The sequence below is a fragment of the Desulfosoma profundi genome (assembly GCF_055387865.1).
Map to the genome: position 1 here is coordinate 1,080,882 of NZ_AP042420.1, position 24,888 is coordinate 1,105,769.

Here is a 24,888-nt window from a genome sequence, read left to right on the forward strand (position 1 = left end):
TGTGCCGGAGATCTTGGTACTCTTTTGACCATTTTTCGCCGTGAAGGCAGGATTACAGAGCTCGCCATGTGCAAATATGGACAAATCCATTGTAGATAGGTATCCTACGCGCCGCAATAAGGACCTGAGCGTCGGGCCCGGCTGCGGAGACCTCATCACTACATCATGAATCGATGCAATGAAGTCCCCAGATTTCCCGAACGATCCAGGCTCTGGGAAGACAATAAACCTTTGCTGGAAGCGTGGCAAATGACGAAAGAAGAATTCCCACAAGACATGGAAGAAATCCTCAGGTGGTTTCGCTCGACGTACGAGCAGGAATCCAAGGAGAAAAACGAGTATCTGAAAAGGACTCTCGACCTCGAGCGGGATCTAGCTTCATTAAAAGCAAAAGCCGAGACCTATGAAGAAGAATGGAGAAAAGCGCTCATCCAGGTGGAATCTCTTCGAGATCAACTTGCCGTTCTGAAGGATCGTCTGGACAGCCTCCACGAGGAGCTTCGGCGGGAACGCACGGCTCGAAAAGAGTGCGGCGAATGTCTCGAGCGAGCCGAAACAGTGATCGAATCGCTTCGCAAGAGTTTGCACCGAGAAGAAAGTCGGTCCAAGACCCTGCAAGCGGCTAAAAACGCCCTGGAGGCGAACGTGAGAAATCTGCGACAACAAGTTATTCTGCAGGAAAGCCAAATCCAGAGTCTCTATGGAAGTTATTCATGGAGAGTGACCGCTCCATTGAGGTGGACCTACGGCTTCCTCTTGACCATATTCCACAGACTCAGATCCGCCTTAGAAAAAACACTTTCCGAGAACCTTTATAAGATTTATCGATTGGCACAACGATTCAATTCGTCTCTCGAGAGATATCCATGGCTGAATTCTTTTGTATCAAAACTTCTACAACGCTTTCCATGGATTTCCACGAGAATTCAACGGTTCCGAGCCGGTTTTCAACCGCGGATTCCCATTTCTGTGGTGGAGGATGTGGATTTTTCTGGAACTCTGTCCCCTCGAGCCCGCTTTATTTTTTCGCAGTTACAACTGGCCGTGTTCCACGGCTCTCATCGCGTCACGACATCATTGAACATGGAAAACTCTCACACTCAGAATTGAAACTGCAGTCCTTGGGGGAGGCTGATGAATGCGCATTGCGGTCGATCTTCAAGGTGCCCAATCGGGGAGTCGATTTCGAGGAATCGGGCGCTATACCGTCTCTTTCACCAAATCTTTGATCAAGAATAGCGGGTCACATGAGATCATCCTGATCCTGAACGGGCTCTTTGGAGACACGATCGAACCTTTGAGGGCCGAATTCGGAAAGCTTCTGCCCCAAGAGAACATCCGAGTCTGGACGGCACCGGGGCATTTTCGGGCCTGTGAAACCGGCAATGCGCCACGACGGGAAGTTGCCCAACGCCTCCGTGAAGCGTTTATCGCCAGTCTAAAGCCCGATCTCGTCCATATATGCAGTCCTTTTGAAGGCTTTCTTGATGATGCCGCCGTGAGTATCGGACTTTTTGACGAAAGAACACCCGTCAGTGTGACGATCCACGACTTGATCCCCTTGATCCATAAAGAAACTTACCTTTATTCCAATTTAGAGAATCAGTCTCATTATTTCAATCAGCTCCAGTTCATATCTCAAGCTTCCGTTATCCTTGCCGTGAGTCAATCCACTGCGCACGAAATCTCTACCTATACAAATATTTCCCCAAGTCGGATCGCGGTGACTTACGAGGGCATTGATGAGATATTTCAGCCCTTGCGGGCCACCAGCGGGCTTAGGTCGGAAATGGCTCATCAGTTCGGGATCCATAAGCCTTTTCTGATGTATACTGGTGGTGGTGATCCCCGAAAAAACCTAGCCCGACTCCTGAGAGCCTACTCGATGCTGCCCCTCTCCGTAAGGCGCAAGTACCAACTTGTGTTTGTCGGAAAACTTGCGGACTCTGAGATCCGTGAGATCCGCGGCAACGCGAAAGCTCTTGGGATGCCTCTGAGGGATCTCATCTTTACCGGCCATGTATCTGACGAGCAACTCGTTCGTCTTTACAACCAGTGCGAGCTTTTTGTTTTTCCATCTTGGCATGAGGGGTTCGGCTTGCCGGTTCTGGAAGCCATGGCGTGCGGCGCTGTGGTCATTACATCGCATGCAACCAGCCTTTCCGAAATTGTGGAACGCGAGGACATGCTTTTTGATCCCTTTGACGTGGAGAGCATGGCCCAAACCTTGGAGCGAGGCTTGACGGATGATGCGTTTCGAGTCCAAGCTCGCGCGTATGGTCTGCAGCGGGCCAGGCAATTTTCTTGGGATCATGCCGCAAAGAAGGCTTTCGAGGCGTGGGAGGAAACCCTGAAAGCCCACCGCCATCGTCACAAGTTTTTCCCGCTGTCGAAACGACCCCGATTGGCTTATGTGTCGCCGTTGCCACCCGTGCGAAGTGGGATCAGCGACTACAGTGCGGAGCTCCTCCCGGCCCTTCATCGCTTTTACGACATTGAGGTCATCGTCGATCAGACGTCCGTCACCGACCGGTGGGTACTTAGGCAATGTCCCATCCGCAATGTGGACTATTTTCAAAAACACCGAACCAGGTATGCCCGGGTTCTTTACCACCTTGGAAACTCACCCTACCACGCCCATATGTTCACCCTCCTCAAAGAATGTCCCGGCGTTGTGGTTCTTCATGACTTTTTTCTTTCCGGCGCTCTAGAATATCTGGAATCCCATGGGGTCATCCCCCTCGGCTGGACAGAAGCCCTTTATGAGACCCACGGCTATCATGCCGTCCGTGAGAAGTTTCTTGCTGGTGACGTTACGGAAGTCATCCGAAAATACCCATGCAATCTTCCCTCCTTGCGATACGCTCTGGGCGTGATCGTCCACTCCAATTTTTCCCGCCATCTAGCGCAAAACTGGTTTGGAGGTGACTTTGCCCACTGGGTGAGAATTCCTCACTTGAGAAAGCCTCAGCTGTCTATGACAAGAGAGCAAGCCCGAACGGTTTTGGGAATGGATCCCGAGGATTTTGTCGTCGCCAGCTTTGGTCTTCTTGATCCCTTAAAGTTGAACCACAAGCTTTTGGAGGCCTGGCTCGCATCCCCCTTGGCTCACCACCCACGATCCCGACTGGTCTTCGTGGGTGAAAATCATGGCGGTGACTATGGAAAAAAGCTTGTCGAGTCGATTCGAAACAGCTCCGCTAAAGACCGAATTCACATCACCGGGTGGGTCGACACTCAGACCTTTCAAACGTACCTGGCCGCAGCAGACGTGGCCGTTCAACTGAGAACGCACTCACGCGGTGAGACTTCGGGAACCATTCTGGACTGCATGAATCACGGCCTCGCCGTCATTGCCAACGCCCACGGGTCCACGGCAGAGTTTCCGCATGAATGTTTGTGGAAGCTCCCAGATTCTTTCGACGCCTCTGCCCTGACAGAAGCCTTGGTGAGACTCCATGACGACGTTTCCCTGAGAGAGCAATTGGGAAAGAATGCGAGAGAACATATTCTCAAACATCACGACCCAGACAGCTGTGCTGAGGCCTACTACCAGGCCATAGAGCGCTTCTACGAGGAGGCGCACCGCGGACTTCCGGGTCTCATCCAATCCCTGGCCCGACACCCCGCACCGCAGGTTCATGATCTTTCCCTGGAAAGCCTGGCCTCCAACATCGCCCGTCTCTTCCCACCGCACCCCAGGCTACGCCATCTCTTTGTGGATGTTTCGGCGCTCGTTCACAGGGATCTCAAAACGGGCATTGAAAGAGTCACGCGACGTGTCCTCAGTGAGCTCCTTTTGAATCCTCCCACGGGATGGCGAATCGAGCCCGTCTATGCCACTTCGGACGGCTTGGGATACAAGTCGGCCCGGAAGTTCACGTCGGCCTTTTTAGGCATTCCCGATGATTGGGCTTCCGACGACCCCATCGATCCCTATTGCGGTGATCTTTTCTTCGGATTGGATTTCCATAACACCGTGCCGGTCCGTCAGGAACCTCTTCTGCTCCAATGGAGAAATTTTGGTGTACGTGTGATCTTTCTCGTCTACGACCTGCTGCCCGTTCTGCTCCCTCATCATTTTCCCGAAGGAAATGCGCAAATCCACGAGCGGTGGCTGACCATGGTGGCAAAAATGGATGGAGCCGTTTGCATTTCAAAGGCTGTGGCCGACCAATTCAGAGATTGGTGGAAAGCCAAAGGACTCCATGAGCCTAGGCGCCCTTTTGCCCTGTCCTTTTGCCATTTGGGTGCGGATTTTGAAACCGGCATTTCCACTTCAGGACCATCCGCAGACGTGCGGTCTCTCCTCTCGGACGTGGCTCAAGGGCCGCTTTTTCTGATGGTAGGAACTTTGGAACCCCGAAAAGGGCACTTGCAAACCATTCAGGCTTTTGATCATCTGTGGGCACAGGGGGTCCACGCCCATTTGGTCATCGTGGGTCAGGAAGGGTGGCGCGATGTGCCGAACCATCTGCGCCGGACCATTCCACGCCTGATGGAAACATTGCGGAATCATCCTCAAAGGGGAAAGCGCCTTCACTGGTGGCCCAATCTCGGGGACGATTCTTTGCGGGCCGTATACCAAGCCGCCACCTGTTTGATTATGGCCTCCGAAGGCGAAGGCTTCGGTCTGCCGCTAGTGGAGGCCGCGCACCACGGCGTGCCTCTCCTGGTCCGAGACATTCCCGTTTTTCGGGAAGTCGCGGGCAATCATGCTTTATATTTTCCGGACACTTTAGATCCGATAACTTTGGCGGATTACATCCAGAAATGGCTGGAATTGTACAGATCCCAACGGCATCCCACATCCACGGACCTTCGAGGACTCACATGGAAAGAAAGTGTCCAAAACCTTTTACACCTTCTCCTCGCTCCTCCCACGGCCCAGGAAACACCCAGAGGGAAGCCGTCCCTCAACACGATGATCCTCACAGCGACACAGGCTGCCGAGTGTCTCGGGGAATGAACGGCACGAAGGCGTCCATGGGTGCCGTCAAAGGCCTTGGATCTCAAGCCCTTCGGGCCGCACACATGGGGTTTCGCCTGTGGGCCTCTTATGGGGAGGGCCTGCTCACACCCACTCTTGTCTTCCTCATGGCGCTGGTTTTCTTTCTGACGCATCGGCATATCGCTTTGCAGGATTCCAACCTCTTATACCCCTGGGATACGACGTGGTACAAAAGTATCATTGAAAACGGCTACGTTTTTGATGGCGATCTCTTTAAGAATCAGAACGTCGCCTTTATGCCCCTTTATCCATTGAGCGTTTTTTTTATCAAGAGGCTTTTTGCGATACAAGAAACCTATCGAGCGATGCTTCTGACGTCATCACTATTCACTTATATATCGACGGTCCTTCTTTATCGTATATTAGCCTCTCACTACGTACCCGAGATCGCTTTAGGGGCCATATTGGCTTTCCTGTTTTTTCCCTACTCCTTCTACCTTTTTAACGGCTATGCGGAACCCTGTTTTATGGCGTGCGCGATGCTATTCTTTTATTTTCTTACGAGAGAACGCTACTGGAGCGCCGCCATAACGGCTTCCCTCAGTTTTCTGGCCAAACAGGTCGGAGTCATCCTCATGGGAGTGTATGTTTTCACCCTCATGGGTCAGATTTTGGTGAATTATAAAAGACGCCCTGTAGAGGCTCGGCAGCGCGGACTTTTACTTTTGGAGACCTGTCCTGTGCTCTTCTTCGGAATGGCCATATTCACCGTTTATCTCTACCTTCGATTTTCAGACCCTTTGCTCTTCAGTAACATTCTCATCAGCTGGACCCAGACCGTCACACCAGCGGCCGTAGACGTCACAGCGATTCTCAAATCCATAAGAAATCTTTACTACTCTTTGATTATTTCTTTACGCTTCACACGAGATCCGGTGGCGATGGCCTACATCTTTGCCCTCATCTCTTTTTTTTCCATCAGCTTCTGTGTCTTGTCCAAAAAAATAAAGCAGATTCACTTCATCTGCTACGTTATACTTATGCTCGCTTTCAATATCGCGTTCCGCCCCAACACCATGAATCCTGACTTGGGACGCTACATGCTGATGAATTTTCCCTTTTATATCACAGTCCCTATGATCACCAGTCTCATCGCTAAAGAATCCTCACGGTGGTACTGGCTGGCTTTGGGCTGTATACTTGCCTTTTTTATGGCCCATTATGGGCACCATGTCCATCTTTTCTACCACGGTCAATGGGTTTCGTAATGCGGCGATTCCTCATATTTTTCAATTGGACGATTCTTTTGGTATGGGTAGTTTTTCTGCTGACGACAAAAAAAGACATTGAAGACTATCTGCACCACATTGATGCAGTTCCCTTCATCATTAATATGGCCGCGGATGGAAACGCTCCGCGCTATGTGTCCCTGAAAGGGTTTTCCGTGCCGGAACACTGGGGACGATGGACGGAAGGGCGAGTCGCAGAGCTGACTTTTTATTCACGACAGCAGCCTTTTGACGTCGTTCTTTTTTTTAATATCATTGCAGGCCCGGAACACGAGCAACACGTGGACGTGGCTTACAACGGTCATCCTCTTGTTCACGCGACGTATACCCAACCCTACAACCACTGTCTGCACCTGAATCTCCCGGAATCGCCCGGGCCTCGACATCACCTGAAACTGACGCTGTCCCATCCCCTTGCGCCCATGTCTTTCAACCCCGCATCCCAGGACACCCGCCTTCTTGGCATAGGCATCAAAAGCATCCTGCTGGTTCCAAAGGAACATCCGGATTCCTGCAGGACCCCGCTTCCGAACCTTTTAAACCTTCGCCAACAGCCTCCCCATTTCACACGGGGGCAATGTCTTTTTTCCACCAAACATTCGACAGTGAGGGAAAAAAACGGTAAACCCAGGGCTGTGTTCTCAGGTCGGGTGCCGACCACGGTCGCCGATGGATGGACGTTCCCGAACCGTCAGCTGACTTTTCCTTCTTCGCCGCCCGTCGACACCTTCACACTTGTGGTCCCTTGAGGGATGCGCTATGAAAGCCATGCGCGGTGCTGTCTGTTCCGGGCGCGTGGTTTTCATAGGTTTTGCAAAGGGCCTGTGGGGGTGGTGCAAGACACGGTTCGCGTGCCGACGGGCGTCTCCCTTGAGCACCATGGAAGGCTCCCCGTCAGCAGCGACCGGAAAGAAACGTAGCGGCGTGCGAAAAGCACTAGAGCCGATCTCACATGGATGGTGTGATGGGCGCAGGCACGAACATTTTGTGGAAATAATGCATGGGAGAATCCTTTAAGCGTTCCCGCGTCCGAAGTTTCGTTTATAGGAGGAAAGCGGCTCAGCTCCTTAAGCCGAGATGTATCATCATTCCAGCGTATAACGAAGGCCACACCATTGGGGAGGTCGTGGCGAGGTGCCGACAACTTGATGAATTCTCCATCATTGTCGTGGACGATCACAGTACGGATGACACGCGCCGCCAGGCGGAAAAACACGGGGCCATTGCCCTCACGCTCCCTGTTCGCCTTGGGGCGTGGGGAGCCACCCAGACCGGCCTGCGCCTGGCCGCCCGCTCCAATTGTTCCCTCGCCGTGACGCTGGACGGCGATGGGCAACATGATCCCAAGGAAATACATCACATTGTGCAGCCAGTACTGGCGGACGAGGCTGACATCGTCATCGGCTCATGCCCCGAAAGGGGGAGTGTTGCCCGGCGGGTAGCGTGGGCATTCTTCCGACACCTGACAACCCTTCATGTTCTGGACATCACGTCCGGCTTCCGGGCTCTCAACCGCAGAGCCATCTCCCTTCTCGCTTCTGAACGGGCAACGCTCTTGGATTACCAGGATTTGGGGGTCTTGCTCTTGGCTCGACAAGAAGGACTGCGCATTCTGGAAGTCCCTGTGGCCATGCGCCGCCGACGCCACGGGGCTTCCCGAGTGTTCCGCCACTGGGGCGTGGTCTGCTGGTATCTTCTCTATTCCAGCATTCTCGGTCTCAGTAAAAGAACCTACGTGTCTTTCGGTCAAGTGGACTCCAGAGCACCCACAGCTTGACCTCATTGGACGGCAAAGGATGCTTCCATGTCGCCTCATGCCCAGTGGACCTCAGCCATCATCGGTGTGTCGCTCGCCTTAAGCATTCTCCTCTTGGTGCGGCGGGATCGATTGCAAATACATTATGCCCTGTGGTGGTTGTCTGTGGCCGTCGGCGCTTTGATTTTAGGGTTTTTCCCCAAGATCTTGGATAAGATCGGCAACTTCCTGGGCATTCATTACCCACCCATCCTTCTCGTCATCATCAGCTTGGCTCTTTTGTTCGTAAAAAGCCTCACCCAAGACTTGGACCGCTGTCGCCGTGAACAACAGCTTCGGCGCCTCATTCAAAGGGTCGCCATTCTGGAAGCCGGCCTGGAATCTGTAAGGGAAGAAGAAACCCCACGTGAAGGTGACCAGGAGCCCTTGGAAAAAGAAGCTGTGGACCAGCCCACAGAGATCACCAAAGTCCTCTGACCGGAAGACCTCCGGCCCTCTGCCATTTTTCACAGTCTTTTCAGCGCCGATGGATAAGCTTGGACCGGAGCCGTGCGCCCATAGAGCCGAAATCGAGGAGTTTAAAAAGCTGGAGAGTCGAGATTTTTCTATACCTTTGAATTTCTCTCCTCTTCGCCAGGACCCGTGGGAGTTGTCGGAACGCATCCTTTTTAGCCGCCATGAATTCCCCGAAACGCCCGTGACTGGAAAAGAATAAGGCGGCACCCACAATGTAGAGCAGATGTATGGGCCACGTGACTGCCAGGAGCGCAGAGGGCATGTTTTTCAGGTAAACCCACTCCACGTTACGATGCCCGTAATACACCGCACTGGCCGATTCTCTTCCCACGCTCGCCCCTGCTCGATGATAGACCAGCGCCCGGGGAACGTAGATGCACCCATATCCGCGCAGTTGGGCCCGAAAGTTCAGGTCCACATCTTCATGGAGGATGAAGAAGTCCTCATCAAAAAAAGCTAATTCCCGCATTACCGACGTCCGATACAGGGCGGCCCCGGCGCACGCGCCAAAAACCCACTCTTCCCGGCTATACGAGCTCGTGGGGGCGTTTCGCCCCCGCATGAAGCCGGCCCCTTCCAGGGCATAGACGTCTCCAGCCCGATCAATCCGCCCGGGGTCTTGATCGAAAACCATCTTTGACGCGGCACTCCACGCTGAAGGATGCCGGTCCAGGGCTTCCACCAAAGCCTGAAGCCATCCGGGCGAAGGAAACGCATCGTTATTGAGTAAAGCCACATACGGCGTCGTCACATGGCGCAAGGCCTCATTGTAGGCCCGGCAAAATCCTTGGTTGTTCGGTAAAGCCCACACCACGACTTCTGGGTGCTGCGATCGAACCCACTCCACACTTCCGTCAGTAGACCCATTATCGACAACCCATGCCCGAAAGTCGGCGTAGCTTTGGCGACGCAGAGCCTCGAGACACCGCTGAAGAAGCACCTTGCCGTTCCAGTTCAGGACAATGACCGTCACCCCATCCATGCTCTATCCTTGAATCTTTTGGCGCCGGGCCTGGGCCATCCCTTCCACATAACACGCCCGCATGAGATGCTCTGTCAGCGTCAAAGGAATCCATTTCAGGCACTCATCACACCATTCCAATGTGAGTGCGAGGGGCCAAAGGAGGGGTTTGATCCACGGGCCGAAGGGGGCTGGTGCGTCCAAGTGCAAGAAATCCTTGAGTTCTGGGTGCAGCTGGGCAAACCGCAAAGCCGAAAACCCCACACGACGCTGTCGGTCGCAAAAAGAACGCAGCGTGATACGGTGGTGGTGGTAGGCCACGGCCGAGGGATCGTAGCGCAACCGCATGCCTCCTAATCGCATGTAGCGGTAGCCCAACTCGATGTCTTCCCAGCCATATTCCCGAAAGCTCTCGTCAAAACCCCCGTAATCGTCATAAAGGTCTCTGGAAAAGGACAGATTCGAGGTATAGAAAAATTGGAACGGGACATTGTCCGCATCTTGAATGAGACGAAATCCGAATTGCAGTCCCCATTCGCCGATCCACGTGCGAAAGGGACTCGGCCGTATGTCCGGGTGCCACTGAGTCTGGCCGATGAGCGCATGCCGCGTGGGCTTCCCCAACTCCTCGTAAGCCTTCCAATGTCTCAATAGGAATGTCGGGCAAGGGACAATGTCGTCTCCAAGGAAGACGAACAGTTCCCCTTGCGCCTGTTTCATGGCCAGGTTCCGTGCCGCCCCTTGCTTCAAATTGCTCTGACGAAAAGCCTTGAACCTCAGAGGAAATTTCGAGCTTTTTTTCTGAAGGACTACCGGGGTGTCGTCCGTCGAGCCATCATCCACGACCAAGAGTTCCCATGGGGGAAGTTCGCCGTGCTGCTCATACAGCAGCGCGTCCAAAGTCTTTTCGAGGATTCTCGAACGGTTATAGGTCGGGATGATGACGCTGAACCGCGGTGTTTCCATGAACATCCTCCAAGGTACCGTAGCGGAAAGGGATTTCTTTGGGGAGCTGATCCCGGAACCACGGAGCATTCAGGAGCTCCTCGTCACCGGGGTAGGTGGTGACCACCCAAGGCGGGAATTTCTCAAACAACACGTGATCGGACACTTTCCTTTGCGCCTGAACTTTTTGCCTTTTGTGCTGCAACTGACGAAATCCCCCGGTTATCGCCCACAGCGCCTGGAGTTGAGACAGAATGTACGGATGAAGTGCCCGATTGGGCGGATCCTGGGACCGTGCCGTCCCGTGGGCCTGTCTCTGCTCGTGCAGAACCCTTAAAGCGCGGTTCAAGGTCTCCCGAAGGCCTCGTTCCTCAAGGCTTCTCAAGCCTTTACGAAGCCATTGCGTCCAACGCGTCCATGCCCTGCCTGTTTCCTCAAGGCGACCTTGGCGGACGGTGGAGAGGTCCTCAAAGAGGCCTTCGGCAGAGGCAAAAGGATCGGCAAACCACGTGGCGCAGCGGGGTTCATGAAGGGCGGCAATGCACCGCGTTCGGTGGAGCAGGGTCACCCACGCCAAATGGACCATGGGGTGAAAGAAGATCGGATCGATGTTCTTATACAGACACCAAAAAGCATTCCGTTCGTACAAAAAACCCCGCCGATACGGACCGAATCGGTTGGATGTCGCTTGATGGTCATGGCGTGTCATCGCCTCCGGGACAAAGACAATTTCATGACCTGCGACATGAAGGCGCCAGGAAAAGTCCACATCCTCCGTGTAGGCGAAAAAATCGGCATCGAATCCCCCAAGGGCAAGGTAGAGGTCCTTTCGGATCGCCATGTTCCCGCCGCAGGCGATAAACGTCGGCCGCCATCCTTTCCACGACGCCAACAACGTCGCGTCGGCCCCTTGATACCGCTGGAGGGCATGCCCATCGAAGAGCAAAAGCCCCTGAACAAAATCGATCCGAGTGCCGGTTCGGTCCAAAATTTTGCCTGTGGCACAGGGAGCCCCGCTTTGTCCCAAAGCTTCTTCAAAGGCTCCTAACCAGTCCCGGGAAACGCGCATGTCGTTGTTGAGGAAAACCACATATTGCCCTTCCGCCTTGCGAACCCCTGCGGTAATCGCCCCGGCGAAGCCCCTGTTATGCGGCAAAGTCACCACCTTGACCTGTGGGAATCGCTGACGGAGGTGGTCGACGGTCCCATCGGTTGAACCGTTGTCCACCACAATCCATTCGTGCCCTCCTGCCGGCTCATGCATGTCCAAGAGAGACTCAAGGCAGGATTGGAGCAGTTCCGCACCGTTATAGGAGGGAATGATCACGGAAAACCGAGGTCTACGAGAGGCCGCCATGTCGAGTCCTTGTTCGCCACAAATCCCACGCTCGACGCACAGAAGCCCTCCACCCGAAAACGCTCCAGTGTCGTCTCAGCGCGTCGAAGCCTTCCAGGAGGCCCTGAGGCGGCTTCCGCACCGGTTCTGCTGATCCCGCAGCGCTTCGAGAGCTTTTGCGGGGCTTATTGCAAAAACGAACTAAAGGCTCCAAGGCTTGGCTCCAGGTGAGATGGCTTTGAACCCATTGCCTTCCCTGACGGCCATGGAGGCGACGCTGTTCAGGCTGTTTGAGATAAAAGAGAAAAGCCTTGTGGAGATCTTCCTTATGGTCCGGACGAACCACGATGCCGCAGCCCGCTTCACGAACCTTTTGAGAAGCTTCCCCCCTTCCGTGACCACGACGGGCAAGCCCGCATTCATAAAATCCAGAATCCGCGTTCTGAAGGACAGATCGCTTTCGAGGGACGGTCGATGAAGCCCCACGGCGATATCCACATCCCGGTAAAAATGAAAGCGCTCCTCGTAGCGAAACCACGGAATGAAAAAAACGAACCGCCCCGTCCAATGCCGCGCATCCGCCCATCGGCGCACTTCCGCCAGTTTCTTTTGCGGAGTCGTCTCAGGATTGGGATTCAAGCAAAACACCATGCGCAAGGGCCATCCGTCCTCCACCAACCCCGTGAGTGCCTCCAGGAGGAGGACCGGATCATACCAATCATACACTCCGCCAAAAAATACCACGATATCCTGGGGACCGATGCCGGGAACACTCCCCTTCAACTTCCCGGGCAGCCTCTCCAGCTGCTCGGCGTCCTCGGGATGCACCCCGAAAGAGGCAATGTCAATGATCGCCCTCAACGTCGGATCTTCATGATACACATCCGGCTCCAGGCGTCCCAATCCGATCATCATTCCGATATAGAAAAGACGCTGCGCTTCCGAGGACGCCAGGAAGAAATCCCCATGAAGTAATTGGCGAAAAAGCACGGACCGATCTCGATAAAAAACCTCGTTTCCCAAGAGCGGTGTGTACTGGAGGTTTTCCACAAGGAAAGGATCATAAAGATCCACCACCAAAGGTGGGCCTTCCCCGAGGCTTTCTTGGGCTAATACGTCAAAGTAGATCTCCGAAATATGGCCATGGAGGACGACAACCCGAGCTCTTCTAAGGAAATCTCGAAAGGTCGGGCTCCATAGACTCGCCGTTCCCGAAGCCTTGTCCGGGGGAATGTCTTCATTGGGCACCCACAGCATCACCTCATGGCCGTGCTTTCTCAAAAGCTCGGCCATTTCCCAGAAACGAATTCCAATGCCTTGAATTCGCTCCCGAATCGGCTCGGGGCAAATCAACGCCACCGGACCAACCATCAACCCCACCACCGTTACGTGATTTTGATTTCCACCCGTCGGACCACGAGATCGGAAGACCCCGCAGAGCCATGAGGGAGGGGCCACGGAAGACTGTCAAACGCGTCGGCAGGCACCACGACCTCTCCGATGCGGTGGCGCCGAGCCAAGTCCCCCATCGCTTCCCATGGCCCCAACACTTTGTAGCCGAGGATCCTGGCGTTTTGTTTTTTCAGGTCATTGTCGATGAATCCGACCGGGCACACCTGGCGTGAGCTGTCGCGCAGCAGTTCACGAAGAATCAGGGCGCCCCGCTCATCCGCTCCGTAAATGGCCACGCGCAGCCCATTTTTTCGTGACAGCCCCTGAAAAAAATCCGAAAGAAAACAAAAGGCCACTCGGGAGCCCGCGAGCGCCAACAGCCACAGGGTTCCGAAAATCATGAAGGTGCTTCGGGAGTAGCCGTGGAAATCGTAAAGAAAAACGAGAACAAGAATGGTCATCCCCACACCGACGGTCACGGTGGCGGCATGGAGCATTAAGTCCTGCGTGTCTGTGTATTGCCATATCCCTTGATACAACCCCAAAGCCATATTGGAAATCATGCAACAGATAATGGCCAGAGGAAGGGACTTAAGAAAAAATGGAAAAGCCGCCTCATAAGCGGCTCGATCATAGCGTAGATAATAGGATAGCCAATAGGTAAAGGCCACCAAAAACACATCCAAGAGAACTTCGAAAACCCTTTTCTTATACGTCCACTGGATCCAGAGAACGGTCAACGAGTCACTTTTCTCCAGGAGGCTCTTTTCCCCCGGACCGTAGGTGCGCACTTTTGCCAATTGCATGGCAAGAAACGCGCAGAAGAGCATAAACACCACGGCCCAGGGCAAAGTCGGCATCGGTGAAACGGCCATAAGGAGCCCAAGGCAACCGCCAAGCGCTGAAAAACCGTAGAGGAACAAAACCGCTTTGGGTTCCGAGAACCCGATGGCCACCAATCGATGAGACGTATGGTCTCGACCGCCGCAACTGATGGAGCGACCGAAAAGAGGGCGCATGACCGCCACCAAGAGCATGTCAAAAAGAGGGAGACAAAAGATGAAGAGCGGCACCGCCAAAACCGGTAACAGGGACCCCTGCTGGGACATATGGTTTTGCGTCGTCGCCACTCCCAGGAGGAACCCCACCTGCAGGCTTCCGCAGTCGCCCATGAAGATGGAGGCGGGATGGAAGTTGTACAATAAAAACCCGAGAAGGGCCCCAAGCAATCCCGCAAGGACGAGATGCACGGGCTGAAACATTTGGCCGCTGACAGCCTCCACCGCAAGAAGGAAAAAGCAGGCAAGCGATGCCACGCCGGCGCTCAAGCCATCCATATTGTCCAACAGGTTGAACGCGTTGGTCATGGCCACGATCCACAGGATGCTCCAAAAACGGTTCGCTGTCTTGGAGACGAACCATTGGCTTTCAAAACCCAGAAAAACCACTATGGACGCAATAATGATCTGAAAGATCAGTTTCGTTTGGGAAGGGAGAGGTTTCTTATCGTCTCGAAGGCCCATGAGACCCATGGCGGTTGTGGTCAAAAACAAGCCACACATGCGCTCAAGGTCTTCATTCATCCATCCCAAGGCCCATAGACCCCCTAAAACGCTCCAGAGCACGATGCCGATGGCGACCCCCCCCATGAGGGGGGTCGCCTTACAGTGCCAGCGGTCTTCCCGAGGTTTGGCGACCAAGTGGACAGCCTGAGCCCATTTTCGGACAAGGGGAATCACCGCCACCGTCAGCACGAAGGACACGAGCACCACCGCGGCGCCTAGCCACCGAAATTGATCCCAGCCCATGGGCATCACGTCTCTCCATCAGCTTTGGTAATAGTTGATCACGCTTTCGATGATGGAACGGAGATCCCAGGATGGTTGAAATCCTGTGAGTTCTTTTAATTTGGAAATCTCCGGGCACCTCCGTTTCATGTCCTCAAAGCCGGGACCGAAGGCCTTTTCATAGGGCAGGTATTCAATGGGGGAATTGCTTCCTGTCATTTCTTTCACCATCAGTGCCAATTCGGCAATGGTCACCTCTTGGGGATTGCCCACATTGACCACTTGCCCTTCCGCCCGCGGCTCCGCCATGAGACGCACCAATGCCTCCACCGCATCCGACACATGGAGAAACGAACGCGACTGCGTCCCGTCGCCATAGACAATAATGGGCTTATTCAGCAAGGCCTTTTGCACAAAGTTGGGGATCACCATGCCGTATTGTCCCGTCTGACGCGGCCCCACCGTGTTAAACAGCCGGACGATGACCACCGGCAGTTTTTTTTCCTCATAGTACGCGAGGGCCAGAAATTCATCAAAAGACTTCGAGCAGGCATAGGCCCACCGTCTTTTTGTGGTCGGCCCCACAACCCGATCGTCGTCCTCCCTGAGCGGACTTCCCCCGTTGTCGTCCATGGCCTTCCCGTAAACCTCAGAGGTCGACGTGATCAAAACTTTTTTCTTGTGCTTGTTGGCGCATCGCAGCACCACTTCCGTGCCCCGCACGTTGGTCTCCAAGGTTTCCACAGGGCGATTCATGATGAGCTTGACCCCGACCGCAGCCGCCAGATGGTAGACGTGATCGCATTGGGACACAACTCGATCCATGAGCGGCTCATTCAACACGGAGCCCAATTCGAAATGAAATCGTTCATTGCCGAAGTGCTGGGCAATGTTCTTGAGATTTCCTGTGGAGAGATCGTCCACGACCCAAACTTCCGCGTCGCGCGCCATGAAATAATCCACCAAATGAGATCCGATGAAACCCGCCCCACCTGTGATCGCGACCCTCATGATGAACGCCGTATCCTTTCAGTGCCGAGGTTTGGCCCCTAACCGTGCCCGCCATGTTTGAACGGTTTTTATCCCCAGGACGCCTAAAAGTCGCAATCCCAAAGCGCCGGCCACCAAGGGATCCGCCCACTGCCAGTGCCGCGGACGATGTTTCAGAAAGTAGCGCCAGGCACTGCGATGAAACGCCGTCGCCGCGCCGAAGGCCCTCACCCGGCTGCTCACACCACTCGTATGCACCACGGACACTTCCGGCCAATAGATCACCTGCCAGCCGCCCGCCCACATGCGTCGACACCAATCCGCGTCTTCCCAGTAGAGAAAGAATCCTTCGTCCATGCCTCCCACGTCCTGGATGGCTTGCCGCCGGACGAACAGACAGGCTCCGGACAACCAATCCACAGAGGCATAGCCGCCTTGCTTCGACAGGTCCTCGTCGCGCACATTGGCCCGCGAAAAGGCATTGCCCGGGAAAAGACGCGTCATCAGGGTCGTCCGACCAAAAAGGGCTGTGTTCCAGGTCGGAAAAGACCGGGCGGATCCTTGAAGTGTTCCATCTTCATTGAGGATTTTCGGCCCGATGATCCCAACCCTCACCTCCTGTTCCATGAGAGCACACATTTTGTCCACAATGGGCATTGTCCAGAGAACGTCTGGGTTGAGAATCAAAGCGTAAGGCGCTTGTGTCGAGGCAAGCACCTTGTTGATGGCCCGGGCGTAGCCTAGATTGGTGGAGTTCTGGTAAAGTCGAATCCTCCCGCTTTGGGCCCATTGGAACAACCTGGGGTCCGCCGGGCCGTTATTCACCACGTGAATGAGGCACTCCGGCCGGTTTCCTTCGTGCTGCTCGAAAGAATCCAAAAAACGGACCAAAAAAGGCACACTGTGGTAACAAACGACGATGACATCCACCGCCGCGGACCGCGTGACCATGCCGATCTCCATCCTATTGGGACGGGGAACCCGAGATCCCGTGACCGGGTGTCTGAGACTCTTGCTGTTGGCGGGCTTTCTGCACGGCTTCAAGGAAGGGATTGGGAAATCCCGTCGGATGGGCTTCAGCCGAGGGTCTCGCTTCGCGCAAAACCGGTGACCCCTCCCGCACCTGAGGCGCTGCGGGCGTCTGTTCCGCTTCCCCGGGAGCTGACGGTCTCTCCGGCCCTGTGGGCGCCCCTGGTATGGGCCGCTCTTTCGGTTGGGCCCCCGAAAGCGCCCCCATCGGACCGGGCGTCGATCCGGGGCCGCCGGCCGGCCTTGATACGGTCACCGGTTGAGGCCGATCCTTGGCCGTCCCAAACAGAGGGATGAAAACTTTTTGCGCCCCTGCGGCTAAGACCACACCCGTGTCCGTGATCTTTTCCACCAACGACCCCCCCACCGTGTCTCCCTCACGAAACCACGGTCCGGAGGCCGACGTCCCACCCGTCTGTGGGGACTTTTTTTCCACAATCAACGCTTTTCTTTCCTCTCCGACCAGCATGATGCCGGTGACCACTACAGTCTGTGTGGTTTCCGGTCCGCGGGGAGTTGGTGTTGCCGGAAGAGCGCCGGAAGCGGGATCGAAAATCTTCTTCACCACCATGGGAGGGGGTTCCGTGTCCAGAGCCCAGATCGATCCGCTCACAAGAGCCCCCAAGACCACCCCGAGGAGGGTCAAGAGCATCATTTCCCTAGATGTGCGTGCTGATGATGGGAACCTCACGGGCCTCGGTTTCACCTCTCGTCAGCCTGTGCTTTCAGCTGTGGCTGTGAATTTTGAAGGTTGTTACCACCATCCCGCCGGCTTGACAAGGAAGAACCTTCTGTGGTCCTTTGAGGCGGCACCGGGGCGGGATCGTACGACACCCCACAACTCTTTGGTGGATGACAGTCTGGAATGTCCGAACAGCCGCGAGCCAAACCCCTCTGGAGGTCATGGGCGAATTCCCCAACGGTTCACCTGGCCGGGTTGGTGGGCGCAGCCGTCATCGCCTACAGTAACAGCTTCCACGTCCCTTTCGTGTTCGATGATTACCATGTGCTCATCGGAAACCCCATCATAGAAAATTTCCGGGAGCTGTTGGGGAAAACCCTTCTGACCCGCTCCAGATCCCTCGTGGATCTTACCTTCGCCCTGCAATGGCACCTGCATGGCCAACGTGTCGTGTTTTTTCATGGGGTCAATCTTCTGATCCATTGCGTGAACGGCATCCTCGCCTACTTTGTGGCCGGAAGGCTTTTTCATCTGACAGCCGGTCGGGAAAAAGAACTGCCTGTGACGAGTCCCGTCACGTTGTGGCCCGCTTTTGTCGCCGCGGCCTTCTTCCTGCTCCACCCGGTCCAAACCCAAGCCGTCACTTACATCACGCAGCGATACACCTCACTCATGGCCCTGTTCTACTTGGCGGCGGTGTGGGCCTTCCTTCGATTTCGTGAAAACGGCCGTCTCGGTTTCGGCATCCTGGTGTGCGGATGCGCCTATGGGGCCTTTCTTTGCAAGCAAAACGCCCTGACGCTCCCCTTGAGCCTGCTCGCCATGGAGGTCCTCCTATTCACCGGGCACCGTCGCTTTTGGGTGCGCTGGGGGCCGTGGATCCTTATGCCGGCTTCACTCGCCTTGGTGGGGATCCTGTGGAATGTCGGCCTCTTCTCCGGAACCCACGGGGCCGCTCGAGATCTCCTCGAGGATGTGGATCGATTCAGTCGAGAAACCCTGCGGGTCTCCCGGACATCCTATTTCTATACACAACTCACCGTCCTGTGCCGCTACATCGGCCTGGTGCTCGTGCCGTTGCATCAGTGTGTGGATCCTCAGCATCCCTTCGTCCATCGGTTCTTCGAGGGGTGGACTCTGCCGGCCGCGGGACTCCTCGTGGGTCTTCTCACGGGGGCATGGTGGATCCGCCGCCGGGCCCCTTTGGTCAGTCTCGGCGTCCTGTGGTTTTTTTCCACCCTGTCTTTGGAGTCTTCCATCATCCCCATTCGGGATGCCATGTTTGAACACCGGTTGTATCTGGCCGTCGCCGGCTTCGGGTGGATCCTGGCGTGGATCCTCAGCCGACCCTATGGGTCCGATCATCGCATCCCTGTGATCGTGGCATGCACCGTGTTGGTCCTCCTGGGAGCGGCCACCTATCAAAGAAATCGCGTCTGGCAGGATCCCGTCGCTTTGTGGAACGAGGCGGCGGCGTGCAACCCCCGGAACGCCCGAGCCTTGAATAACTTGGGGAGACATCTCATCGAAGCCGGCCGGCTGCAGGAGGCCGAAAAGGCCCTTGTGCGGGCCCTCGCCGTGGATCCCTTCCGACCCAACGTGTATTTCAACCTGGGAATGGTGGCCGCCCGGACGCAGCGCCTCGAATCCGCGTTTTCGTACTTTTCCACGGCCATTGCCTTGGATCCCCGCAAGGCGGCTTTCTATCAGCACCTGGGTATGACCTTCCATCGCATGGGGATGGCGCATCGCGCTCGAGAGTGTTACGAGGCCGCGCTCCTCCATGCGCCGAAAATGCAGGGGCCGGCCATGAACTTGGCGGCTCTCGCCTACCAGGCGGGTCAATATGAGGAGGCACGGCAGATCCTGGAGGACCTCACCCGACGCTTCCCCAAAAACGCCAAGTCGTTTTACTACCTTTCCTTGGTTTTCCGAGCGCAAGGACGGCATTCCCAGGCCCTGGAAGCTGTAGAAAAGGCTCTGAACTTGGAGCCTGAAAACTTTGAGGCGCTCCTTCATAAAGCGGTTCTGCTCATGGACGCCCGCCATGGGGAAGAGGCCATGGCGATCTTACGCCTTTTAAAAGAAAGGCATCCCCAAGATGAGCGCGTCTCTTTTTATCTTGACAAACTTTCGCCCCCTGGGGCACAGGAAGAGCGTCAGCCATAAGTGAGCTCGGAATATGGTCAAAAATGGGCATCACTGGTTCAATCGAACCAAGTGGTTACGTTCTGCACGCAACAAAGGTCTGGGGGATGAGGTGATGCTCGGTGAAAGGTCGGTCGCGCCTGCCGCTTCGGAAGGCATCCCGCAGGTTGGACACGGCATGAGATGTGCAAACGCTGCTCACTGTCGCATGTGACACGGTTTCCCGCCGGGTCGGATCGCCGCGCCGGCGCAGGAGCAAAGGAGGGTGTTCCCATTGGGTATCGAGCGGTTGTGGTTGCGGAGCTCGTTTGCGTGCTTTGGAGTTTTTGCGTTTGTTTTGATCATAGCTTTCGCTTTTCCACTCAGTTGCGCGAACGGTGAGGGAGCCTCATCGGATGTTGTGGCTTCCGCGCCGGACGGCTTTACCGTCACGGTGGCGCAGGTCGAGGAAATGAAGAAATTTTTCACGGAACATACGGCCTTTGAGGCGCCGGACGAAGAAATCAAAAGCTACACCGTGTGTGCCTATCTGTTGGCCCGGGAGGCGGACCGGGAGCATTTGTCCACGCCCCAGGATTTTCGCCCCGTGGCGCCGGTCCATACGGTTTTGGCCAAAGCCCAGGCCTATTTCGATCAAGCCCTCAAAAATTATGTGCTTGACCCACTCGTTGTGGAATCGTACTATAAAGCGCATTTTGAAGACTTTAACGATCTCACGCAGGGGGTTACTTCCGACAACAGTTCGCGAACTGCGGAGTTGCTGCCGCCGGTCCACGAGAGGGTGAAAGAGAAGTTGCTTCAAATGAAACAAGCGGAGATTGCATCTTCCCTGTGCCGGGATTTGAAAAGCAAATATGCCGTCACGGAAAGGGGCGCCCGTGAGTAGAATAGGGATACGGAAAAGAACTCACACCATCGCGCTGAGCGGGCTAGTTGTCCTTTTCGTGGCGTCTTTCGTTTATGCCTCAGAAACACCGTTTATTGTCTACCACGAGCCGCAGGGCGGCGCATCGAAGGCCACATGGCCCGAAAAGGACCTTGCCGAGAGGTTCGCGCAGTACTGGAAGGCTTTCCAAAGAGGGGAGCGGGACTTCTGTTATAATGCCGAAGCCCCTCATTTCCGTTATCTTCACTCTCTCGGCCGTTATGGGGCCTATTGGTCCGTGGTCACCAAGCTCCGTTTGGAAAGCGTGGAGGTTTTCTCCATCGAACAGCGGACCCCCGATTTTGTCGAAGTGCCCATGTGGCTCATCAAAAAGGACGACAACGGTGAGATCGTCCGGGTGGGAATGAAGGACCGCTGGGTTAAGGTTTCCGGGCAATGGTATCATCTGCTTCGCGACCCCATCGCTTTCCCGGGGTCGTGAGCGCCCGGCTGGTGCTGCCAGGTCTGATGTGTCATTCCGTTCATTTTCAACACGAAAGGAGGTGGGACCGAACGGTCTTCCGAGAAGAGTAACAGCGACGGTACGACGAGGGGACAAGATCGAATTTTGGATGCAATCGAGGAGGTAAGAGATGCAAAGATTTGGAAAGTTTTCGGTGGCACTGCTTTTGGCCTTTATGCTGGCGACGCCTGCCTTTGCCATGAACGTGTCCCCGTCGGGACAAGGCGACGCCCTGATTTTCCCGCTTTATGTCGCCCTTGATGGCGGCTGGTCCACAAAATTCACCGTCATCAACACCAGCGAAATGTACAGCACCGTAGCCAAGCTCGTGATTCGCAGCTGGAAGAACAGCCAGGAGACTTTGGACTTCTTGATTTTCCTATCCCCCGCTGACGTCTGGACGGGAACTTTGTCTTACGACCCCGCCATGGGAGCTGTCGTGATGAAGAGCACGGACGACAGTGTCCTTGTGGAAGTCGGCGTGTTTGCTTCTGCGCAAAACCCCATGGTGAAGGCACTCGTCCCTACGACCGACAAAGCTGACAACAACTTTCTCGGTTACGCTTACGTGATCAACGCGGCAACGAACCCGACACCGTCCTCCCCGGGAGTGACAGGTAAACCGTTCAACTGGTATTACAACCTCACGCTGGCCGATGGCAGTGTGGCTCGCAACAATGCCCCATTGCCCCCTGCGGCTTACCCAAGGAACATCCTTACCGGCTATGCCGACGTCTCTTGGGCAGGCACGACAGACAGCTTCGCTCTGAAGCCTGTCGCGCTGAACAACTATCAGAATAAAGTGTGGATCGACGCCGGCCAAGAAACGTGGCTAGGCTTGCCTGGTCAGAGCTCCATGGGCCTTCTGCGCTTGGAAGACCTCTTGGCCAAGAGAACGGTCCGATTGCCTTATTATAACAATGACGAAAAAGGTCATACGTTCCATTTCTTCACCTTCCCGACCAAGGTTACTGGACAGAGAGCCGTTTACGGCGGTTTCTGGTATCCTTTGGGTGCGACCGCTCCCAGGAACTGCGCCGACGCCTCTGCTAAGATCTTTGACCTGACCGAGAAGTTCAGCGTCTTCTCCCCGGCCCCTGTGACGAGCATGTGCACTGAGATTTTCTGGGTCGAAGCACTCCCTTCTATCATCCCGTTCCCCGAGGGCTGGATCCGCTACTCCTTTGCGTCACTGAACAATGCGGGCCGTTTCTATCCGCCCGTCATTCCGTTCGTGATCAATGTCGGACCGCAAGGCCTCTTCTCGTTGCAGACGGCCGTCGATCCTGGTCCGTTCAACCGGTTCAGCTTCGCCGACTTCCCAGTGGGTGTGCCTTCAGTCACCAATCGTGACTACGCTCCATACGATGGTATCCGTACACCGTGGGACGGCACTCCGGATCCTGCCTGGGTCGGCTGGGATGCAGACCCCGGTCTGAACACCGGCTTTGACATCACCGTCCAATAAGACATCTGCAGGGAAGCGGCCAAGCGGCCGCTTCCCTCGCCCCCTGTATTGATGCCCCTTTTTGGATCCCCACTATCGGCTCTTATCCGCTCCCTGCTTGCTCCGGTTCGCGAGACCTCCCTTCTGAAAGCTTTTATCGCCCATCAGGTGTCGAGCCGCTACGCCGGCTCTATGGGCGGCCTCCTGTGGACCTTCGCCCATCCGATGGCGCAGATCGCCGTATACAGCTTCATTTTTCATGTGATTTTTCGCGTCCGCTTCAACGAGCTCACGGAGGGAACTTCCAGTTTCATCCTTTTTTTTCTTACGGGTTTCTTTCCCTGGCTCTTTTTTTCAGAATCCCTCGAGCGAGGGTGCCGAAGTATCCTGGATAACGCCGTCTTGGTGACGAAGGTGGCCTTTCCCTCGGAGCTCTTGCCCCTCTCCTCCACGATTGCCGCCCACATCTTGAACAGTGTCGGCTTCCTGTGCCTTGCTCTTTACCTTGCCTGGGCCCGCTCTGTGTCAAGCGTCTGGGTCTTTCTTCCATTGGTTTTTACGGCTCAGGTTTTATTCACTGCGGGATTGGTGTACATCCTCTCAGCCCTCACCGTGTTCTTCCGGGACGTTCATGAAATCCTTCGCATCGCCCTCACCATCTGGTTTTACGCGACACCCATCCTCTATCCTCTCTCGTTTGTCCCGGAAGGCTACCGTCTTTTTCTTCACATCAATCCCATGACGTTTTTTGTGGACTGTTATCGCCACATCTTTTTCTTTTCTTCGCTTCCATGGCGTCTTGTGGCTGGCATCGTGGGCCTTGCCACCGTAAGTTATGTCGCCGGTTTCCTTTTCTTTCGTCGATCCAAGAACGCTTTCGGGGACGTGCTTTAACCATGCCCGGACAACAACCATGACGTCTTTTCTTGTTTCCGCCGATTCCTTGCCAGCCCTCAAGGCGTGAAAGGTATTTTTTCACAGACCATGATCCGCATCCAGGCTAAAAACCTTTCCAAGGACTACAAGCTTTATGCGCATCCATCCCATCGCTTTTGGGAGGCCGTTTTTCGTCGTCCGCGCCATCAGCTTTACAGAGCCTTGGATGATGTGACCTTTTCCGTCCTCTCCGGAACCTGTCTTGGGGTGATCGGGGATAACGGGGCGGGCAAGTCCACGCTGCTCAAGCTCATCGTCGGGACCCTGACTCCCTCCCGAGGTTCTCTCCAGGTGCACGGCCGCGTGACATCCATTCTCGAACTCGGGGCAGGGTTCCACCCCGATTTCAGCGGACGGCAAAACATCGCCCTCAACGGGGCCTTGATCGGCCTCCGGCCCGATGACATCCGCACCCTCGAACCTCATATTCTCGCCTTCGCCGATCTCGGGGAGTTTATCGATCGCCCCGTGCGAACCTATTCTTCAGGTATGGTTGTTCGTCTAGCATTTTCCATTGCCGTTAGCGCCGACCCTGACATTCTCGTCATTGACGAAGCCCTCGCCGTGGGCGATATCGCATTCCAGCGCAAGTGCATCGACCGCATGCTGGATTTCCGCGCCGGAGGCAAAACCCTCGTCTTCTGCAGCCATTCCATGTACCATGTCCGTGAATTGTGCCATCAGGTCCTGTGGCTGGATGCAGGGCGCGTGCGCATGATCGGCGAAACCGGCGCCGTGGTTTCTGCTTATGAAGAACACAGCCGCTCTTCACGTCCCGCCGGAATCCGAGATCAGCATCCGCCCGAGAGGCCGGCCGAAGTCCCGGCCGGCGTGGACTGCCTCATCGAATCCCTCTGGATCGAAGACGCCTCCGGCCAACCCACTGAGGTGCTGATCCCATTGGCGGAAATGACTTTCTGCATGCGCGTGCGTTGTCTCAGAGACGGCGCGGCGCCTCAATTCGGTTTCGCCATTGTCGATGCTTCCGAAGAAATCCTCGCTGCAGCGGCCACCCATCACGATCGCGTCCACCCCGGCCCATTTCACGCAGGCCAACGTATCCTTGTGCGCCTTCGCGTCCCCTGTCTGCCTTTGCGCCAAGGTGTTTACCGCATTACAGGCGCCGTGGGTGACACAGCCGGGCTCTTGTGGTATGAAGCGAAACACTTAAGTTCTGTGCGGATAGCCGACAGTGAAAGGGGTATCGGCCGGTTCACCTTCCACCGCCATTGGGAATTTCGATGTGATGCGTAAAAATTGCTTGTCGTCTTTGAGTCACCCTTCTGCGGATGCCGCCCCGCCGTCCTCTCCGTGTTGGACGCGATCCGGCTTCTT

General features: G+C 55.3%; 20 protein-coding genes. 12 read left to right on the forward strand and 8 right to left on the reverse strand.

The window, feature by feature from the left end; all coding sequences use genetic code 11:
* Positions 1-165: 165 nt before the first annotated feature.
* From ACZ5K9_RS04800 to ACZ5K9_RS04825, 6 genes are all read left to right on the forward strand, one after another.
* Complete coding sequence (locus tag ACZ5K9_RS04800; protein ID WP_464273283.1) at positions 166-1,110, forward strand: hypothetical protein; 945 nt, start codon at positions 166-168, stop codon at positions 1,108-1,110.
* A gap of 28 nt (positions 1,111-1,138) precedes the next feature.
* Positions 1,139-4,969, forward strand: coding sequence for a glycosyltransferase (locus tag ACZ5K9_RS04805; protein WP_464273284.1), 3,831 nt, complete (start codon positions 1,139-1,141; stop codon positions 4,967-4,969).
* Positions 4,966-6,219: a mannosyltransferase family protein gene (locus tag ACZ5K9_RS04810; RefSeq protein ID WP_464273285.1), complete on the forward strand. Its 1,254-nt coding sequence runs from the start codon at positions 4,966-4,968 to the stop codon at positions 6,217-6,219. Before ACZ5K9_RS04805 ends, ACZ5K9_RS04810 begins: the two co-directional genes overlap by 4 nt.
* Positions 6,219-6,989 carry a DUF7024 domain-containing protein gene (locus ACZ5K9_RS04815; protein ID WP_464273286.1) on the forward strand — a complete coding sequence of 257 codons (771 nt, stop codon included), beginning with the start codon at positions 6,219-6,221 and terminating at the stop codon, positions 6,987-6,989. The genes ACZ5K9_RS04810 and ACZ5K9_RS04815 overlap by 1 nt, the downstream gene beginning before the upstream one ends.
* A gap of 251 nt (positions 6,990-7,240) precedes the next feature.
* Positions 7,241-8,017: a glycosyltransferase family 2 protein gene (locus ACZ5K9_RS04820; RefSeq protein WP_464273287.1), complete on the forward strand. Its 777-nt coding sequence runs from the start codon at positions 7,241-7,243 to the stop codon at positions 8,015-8,017.
* Positions 8,018-8,044: 27 nt separating this feature from the next.
* Positions 8,045-8,473: a DUF2304 domain-containing protein gene (locus ACZ5K9_RS04825; RefSeq protein WP_464273288.1), complete on the forward strand. Its 429-nt coding sequence runs from the start codon at positions 8,045-8,047 to the stop codon at positions 8,471-8,473.
* Positions 8,474-8,513: 40 nt separating this feature from the next.
* Here the strand turns inward: ACZ5K9_RS04825 and ACZ5K9_RS04830 are convergent, their stop codons facing one another.
* The 8 genes from ACZ5K9_RS04830 to ACZ5K9_RS04865 all read right to left on the reverse strand — a co-directional run bounded on the left by ACZ5K9_RS04830 (position 8,514) and on the right by ACZ5K9_RS04865 (position 17,607).
* On the reverse strand, positions 8,514-9,494 hold the full coding sequence (locus ACZ5K9_RS04830) for a glycosyltransferase family 2 protein (RefSeq protein WP_464273289.1): 981 nt from the start codon (positions 9,492-9,494) through the stop codon (positions 8,514-8,516).
* 3 nt (positions 9,495-9,497) lie between these two features.
* Positions 9,498-10,439 carry a glycosyltransferase family 2 protein gene (locus ACZ5K9_RS04835; protein ID WP_464273290.1) on the reverse strand — a complete coding sequence of 314 codons (942 nt, stop codon included), beginning with the start codon at positions 10,437-10,439 and terminating at the stop codon, positions 9,498-9,500.
* On the reverse strand, positions 10,399-11,775 hold the full coding sequence (locus ACZ5K9_RS04840) for a glycosyltransferase family 2 protein (protein ID WP_464273291.1): 1,377 nt from the start codon (positions 11,773-11,775) through the stop codon (positions 10,399-10,401). The genes ACZ5K9_RS04835 and ACZ5K9_RS04840 overlap by 41 nt, the downstream gene beginning before the upstream one ends.
* 180 nt (positions 11,776-11,955) lie before the next feature.
* The gene (locus tag ACZ5K9_RS04845) at positions 11,956-13,125 is read right to left on the reverse strand and encodes a glycosyltransferase family protein (RefSeq protein WP_464273292.1); all 1,170 of its coding nucleotides are present in this window, start codon (positions 13,123-13,125) and stop codon (positions 11,956-11,958) included.
* Positions 13,126-13,139: 14 nt separating this feature from the next.
* A complete protein-coding gene (locus ACZ5K9_RS04850; RefSeq protein ID WP_464273293.1) occupies positions 13,140-14,960 on the reverse strand; it encodes a hypothetical protein in 1,821 nt (606 codons plus the stop codon).
* Positions 14,961-14,972: 12 nt separating this feature from the next.
* Entirely contained in the window at positions 14,973-15,944 is a 972-nt protein-coding gene (locus ACZ5K9_RS04855; RefSeq protein ID WP_464273294.1) for an NAD-dependent epimerase/dehydratase family protein, read from the reverse strand.
* An 18-nt stretch (positions 15,945-15,962) separates the two neighbouring features.
* Positions 15,963-16,874 carry a glycosyltransferase family 2 protein gene (locus ACZ5K9_RS04860; RefSeq protein WP_464273295.1) on the reverse strand — a complete coding sequence of 304 codons (912 nt, stop codon included), beginning with the start codon at positions 16,872-16,874 and terminating at the stop codon, positions 15,963-15,965.
* 13 nt (positions 16,875-16,887) lie between these two features.
* On the reverse strand, positions 16,888-17,607 hold the full coding sequence (locus ACZ5K9_RS04865) for a hypothetical protein (protein ID WP_464273296.1): 720 nt from the start codon (positions 17,605-17,607) through the stop codon (positions 16,888-16,890).
* A 210-nt stretch (positions 17,608-17,817) separates the two neighbouring features.
* On the opposite strand from ACZ5K9_RS04865, the gene ACZ5K9_RS04870 reads away from it, so the two are divergent.
* From ACZ5K9_RS04870 to ACZ5K9_RS04895, 6 genes are all read left to right on the forward strand, one after another.
* A complete protein-coding gene (locus tag ACZ5K9_RS04870) occupies positions 17,818-19,803 on the forward strand; it encodes a tetratricopeptide repeat protein (RefSeq protein ID WP_464273297.1) in 1,986 nt (661 codons plus the stop codon).
* Positions 19,804-20,182: 379 nt separating this feature from the next.
* A complete protein-coding gene (locus tag ACZ5K9_RS04875) occupies positions 20,183-20,668 on the forward strand; it encodes a hypothetical protein (protein WP_464273298.1) in 486 nt (161 codons plus the stop codon).
* Entirely contained in the window at positions 20,661-21,149 is a 489-nt protein-coding gene (locus ACZ5K9_RS04880) for a hypothetical protein (protein WP_464273299.1), read from the forward strand. The genes ACZ5K9_RS04875 and ACZ5K9_RS04880 overlap by 8 nt, the downstream gene beginning before the upstream one ends.
* A gap of 175 nt (positions 21,150-21,324) precedes the next feature.
* Positions 21,325-22,638 carry a hypothetical protein gene (locus ACZ5K9_RS04885; RefSeq protein WP_464273300.1) on the forward strand — a complete coding sequence of 438 codons (1,314 nt, stop codon included), beginning with the start codon at positions 21,325-21,327 and terminating at the stop codon, positions 22,636-22,638.
* 51 nt (positions 22,639-22,689) lie between these two features.
* Positions 22,690-23,511, forward strand: a complete 822-nt coding sequence (locus ACZ5K9_RS04890) for an ABC transporter permease (RefSeq protein ID WP_464273301.1) — start codon at positions 22,690-22,692, stop codon at positions 23,509-23,511.
* 90 nt (positions 23,512-23,601) lie between these two features.
* The gene (locus ACZ5K9_RS04895; protein WP_464273302.1) at positions 23,602-24,807 is read left to right on the forward strand and encodes an ABC transporter ATP-binding protein; all 1,206 of its coding nucleotides are present in this window, start codon (positions 23,602-23,604) and stop codon (positions 24,805-24,807) included.
* The last annotated feature ends 81 nt before the right edge of the window (positions 24,808-24,888 follow it).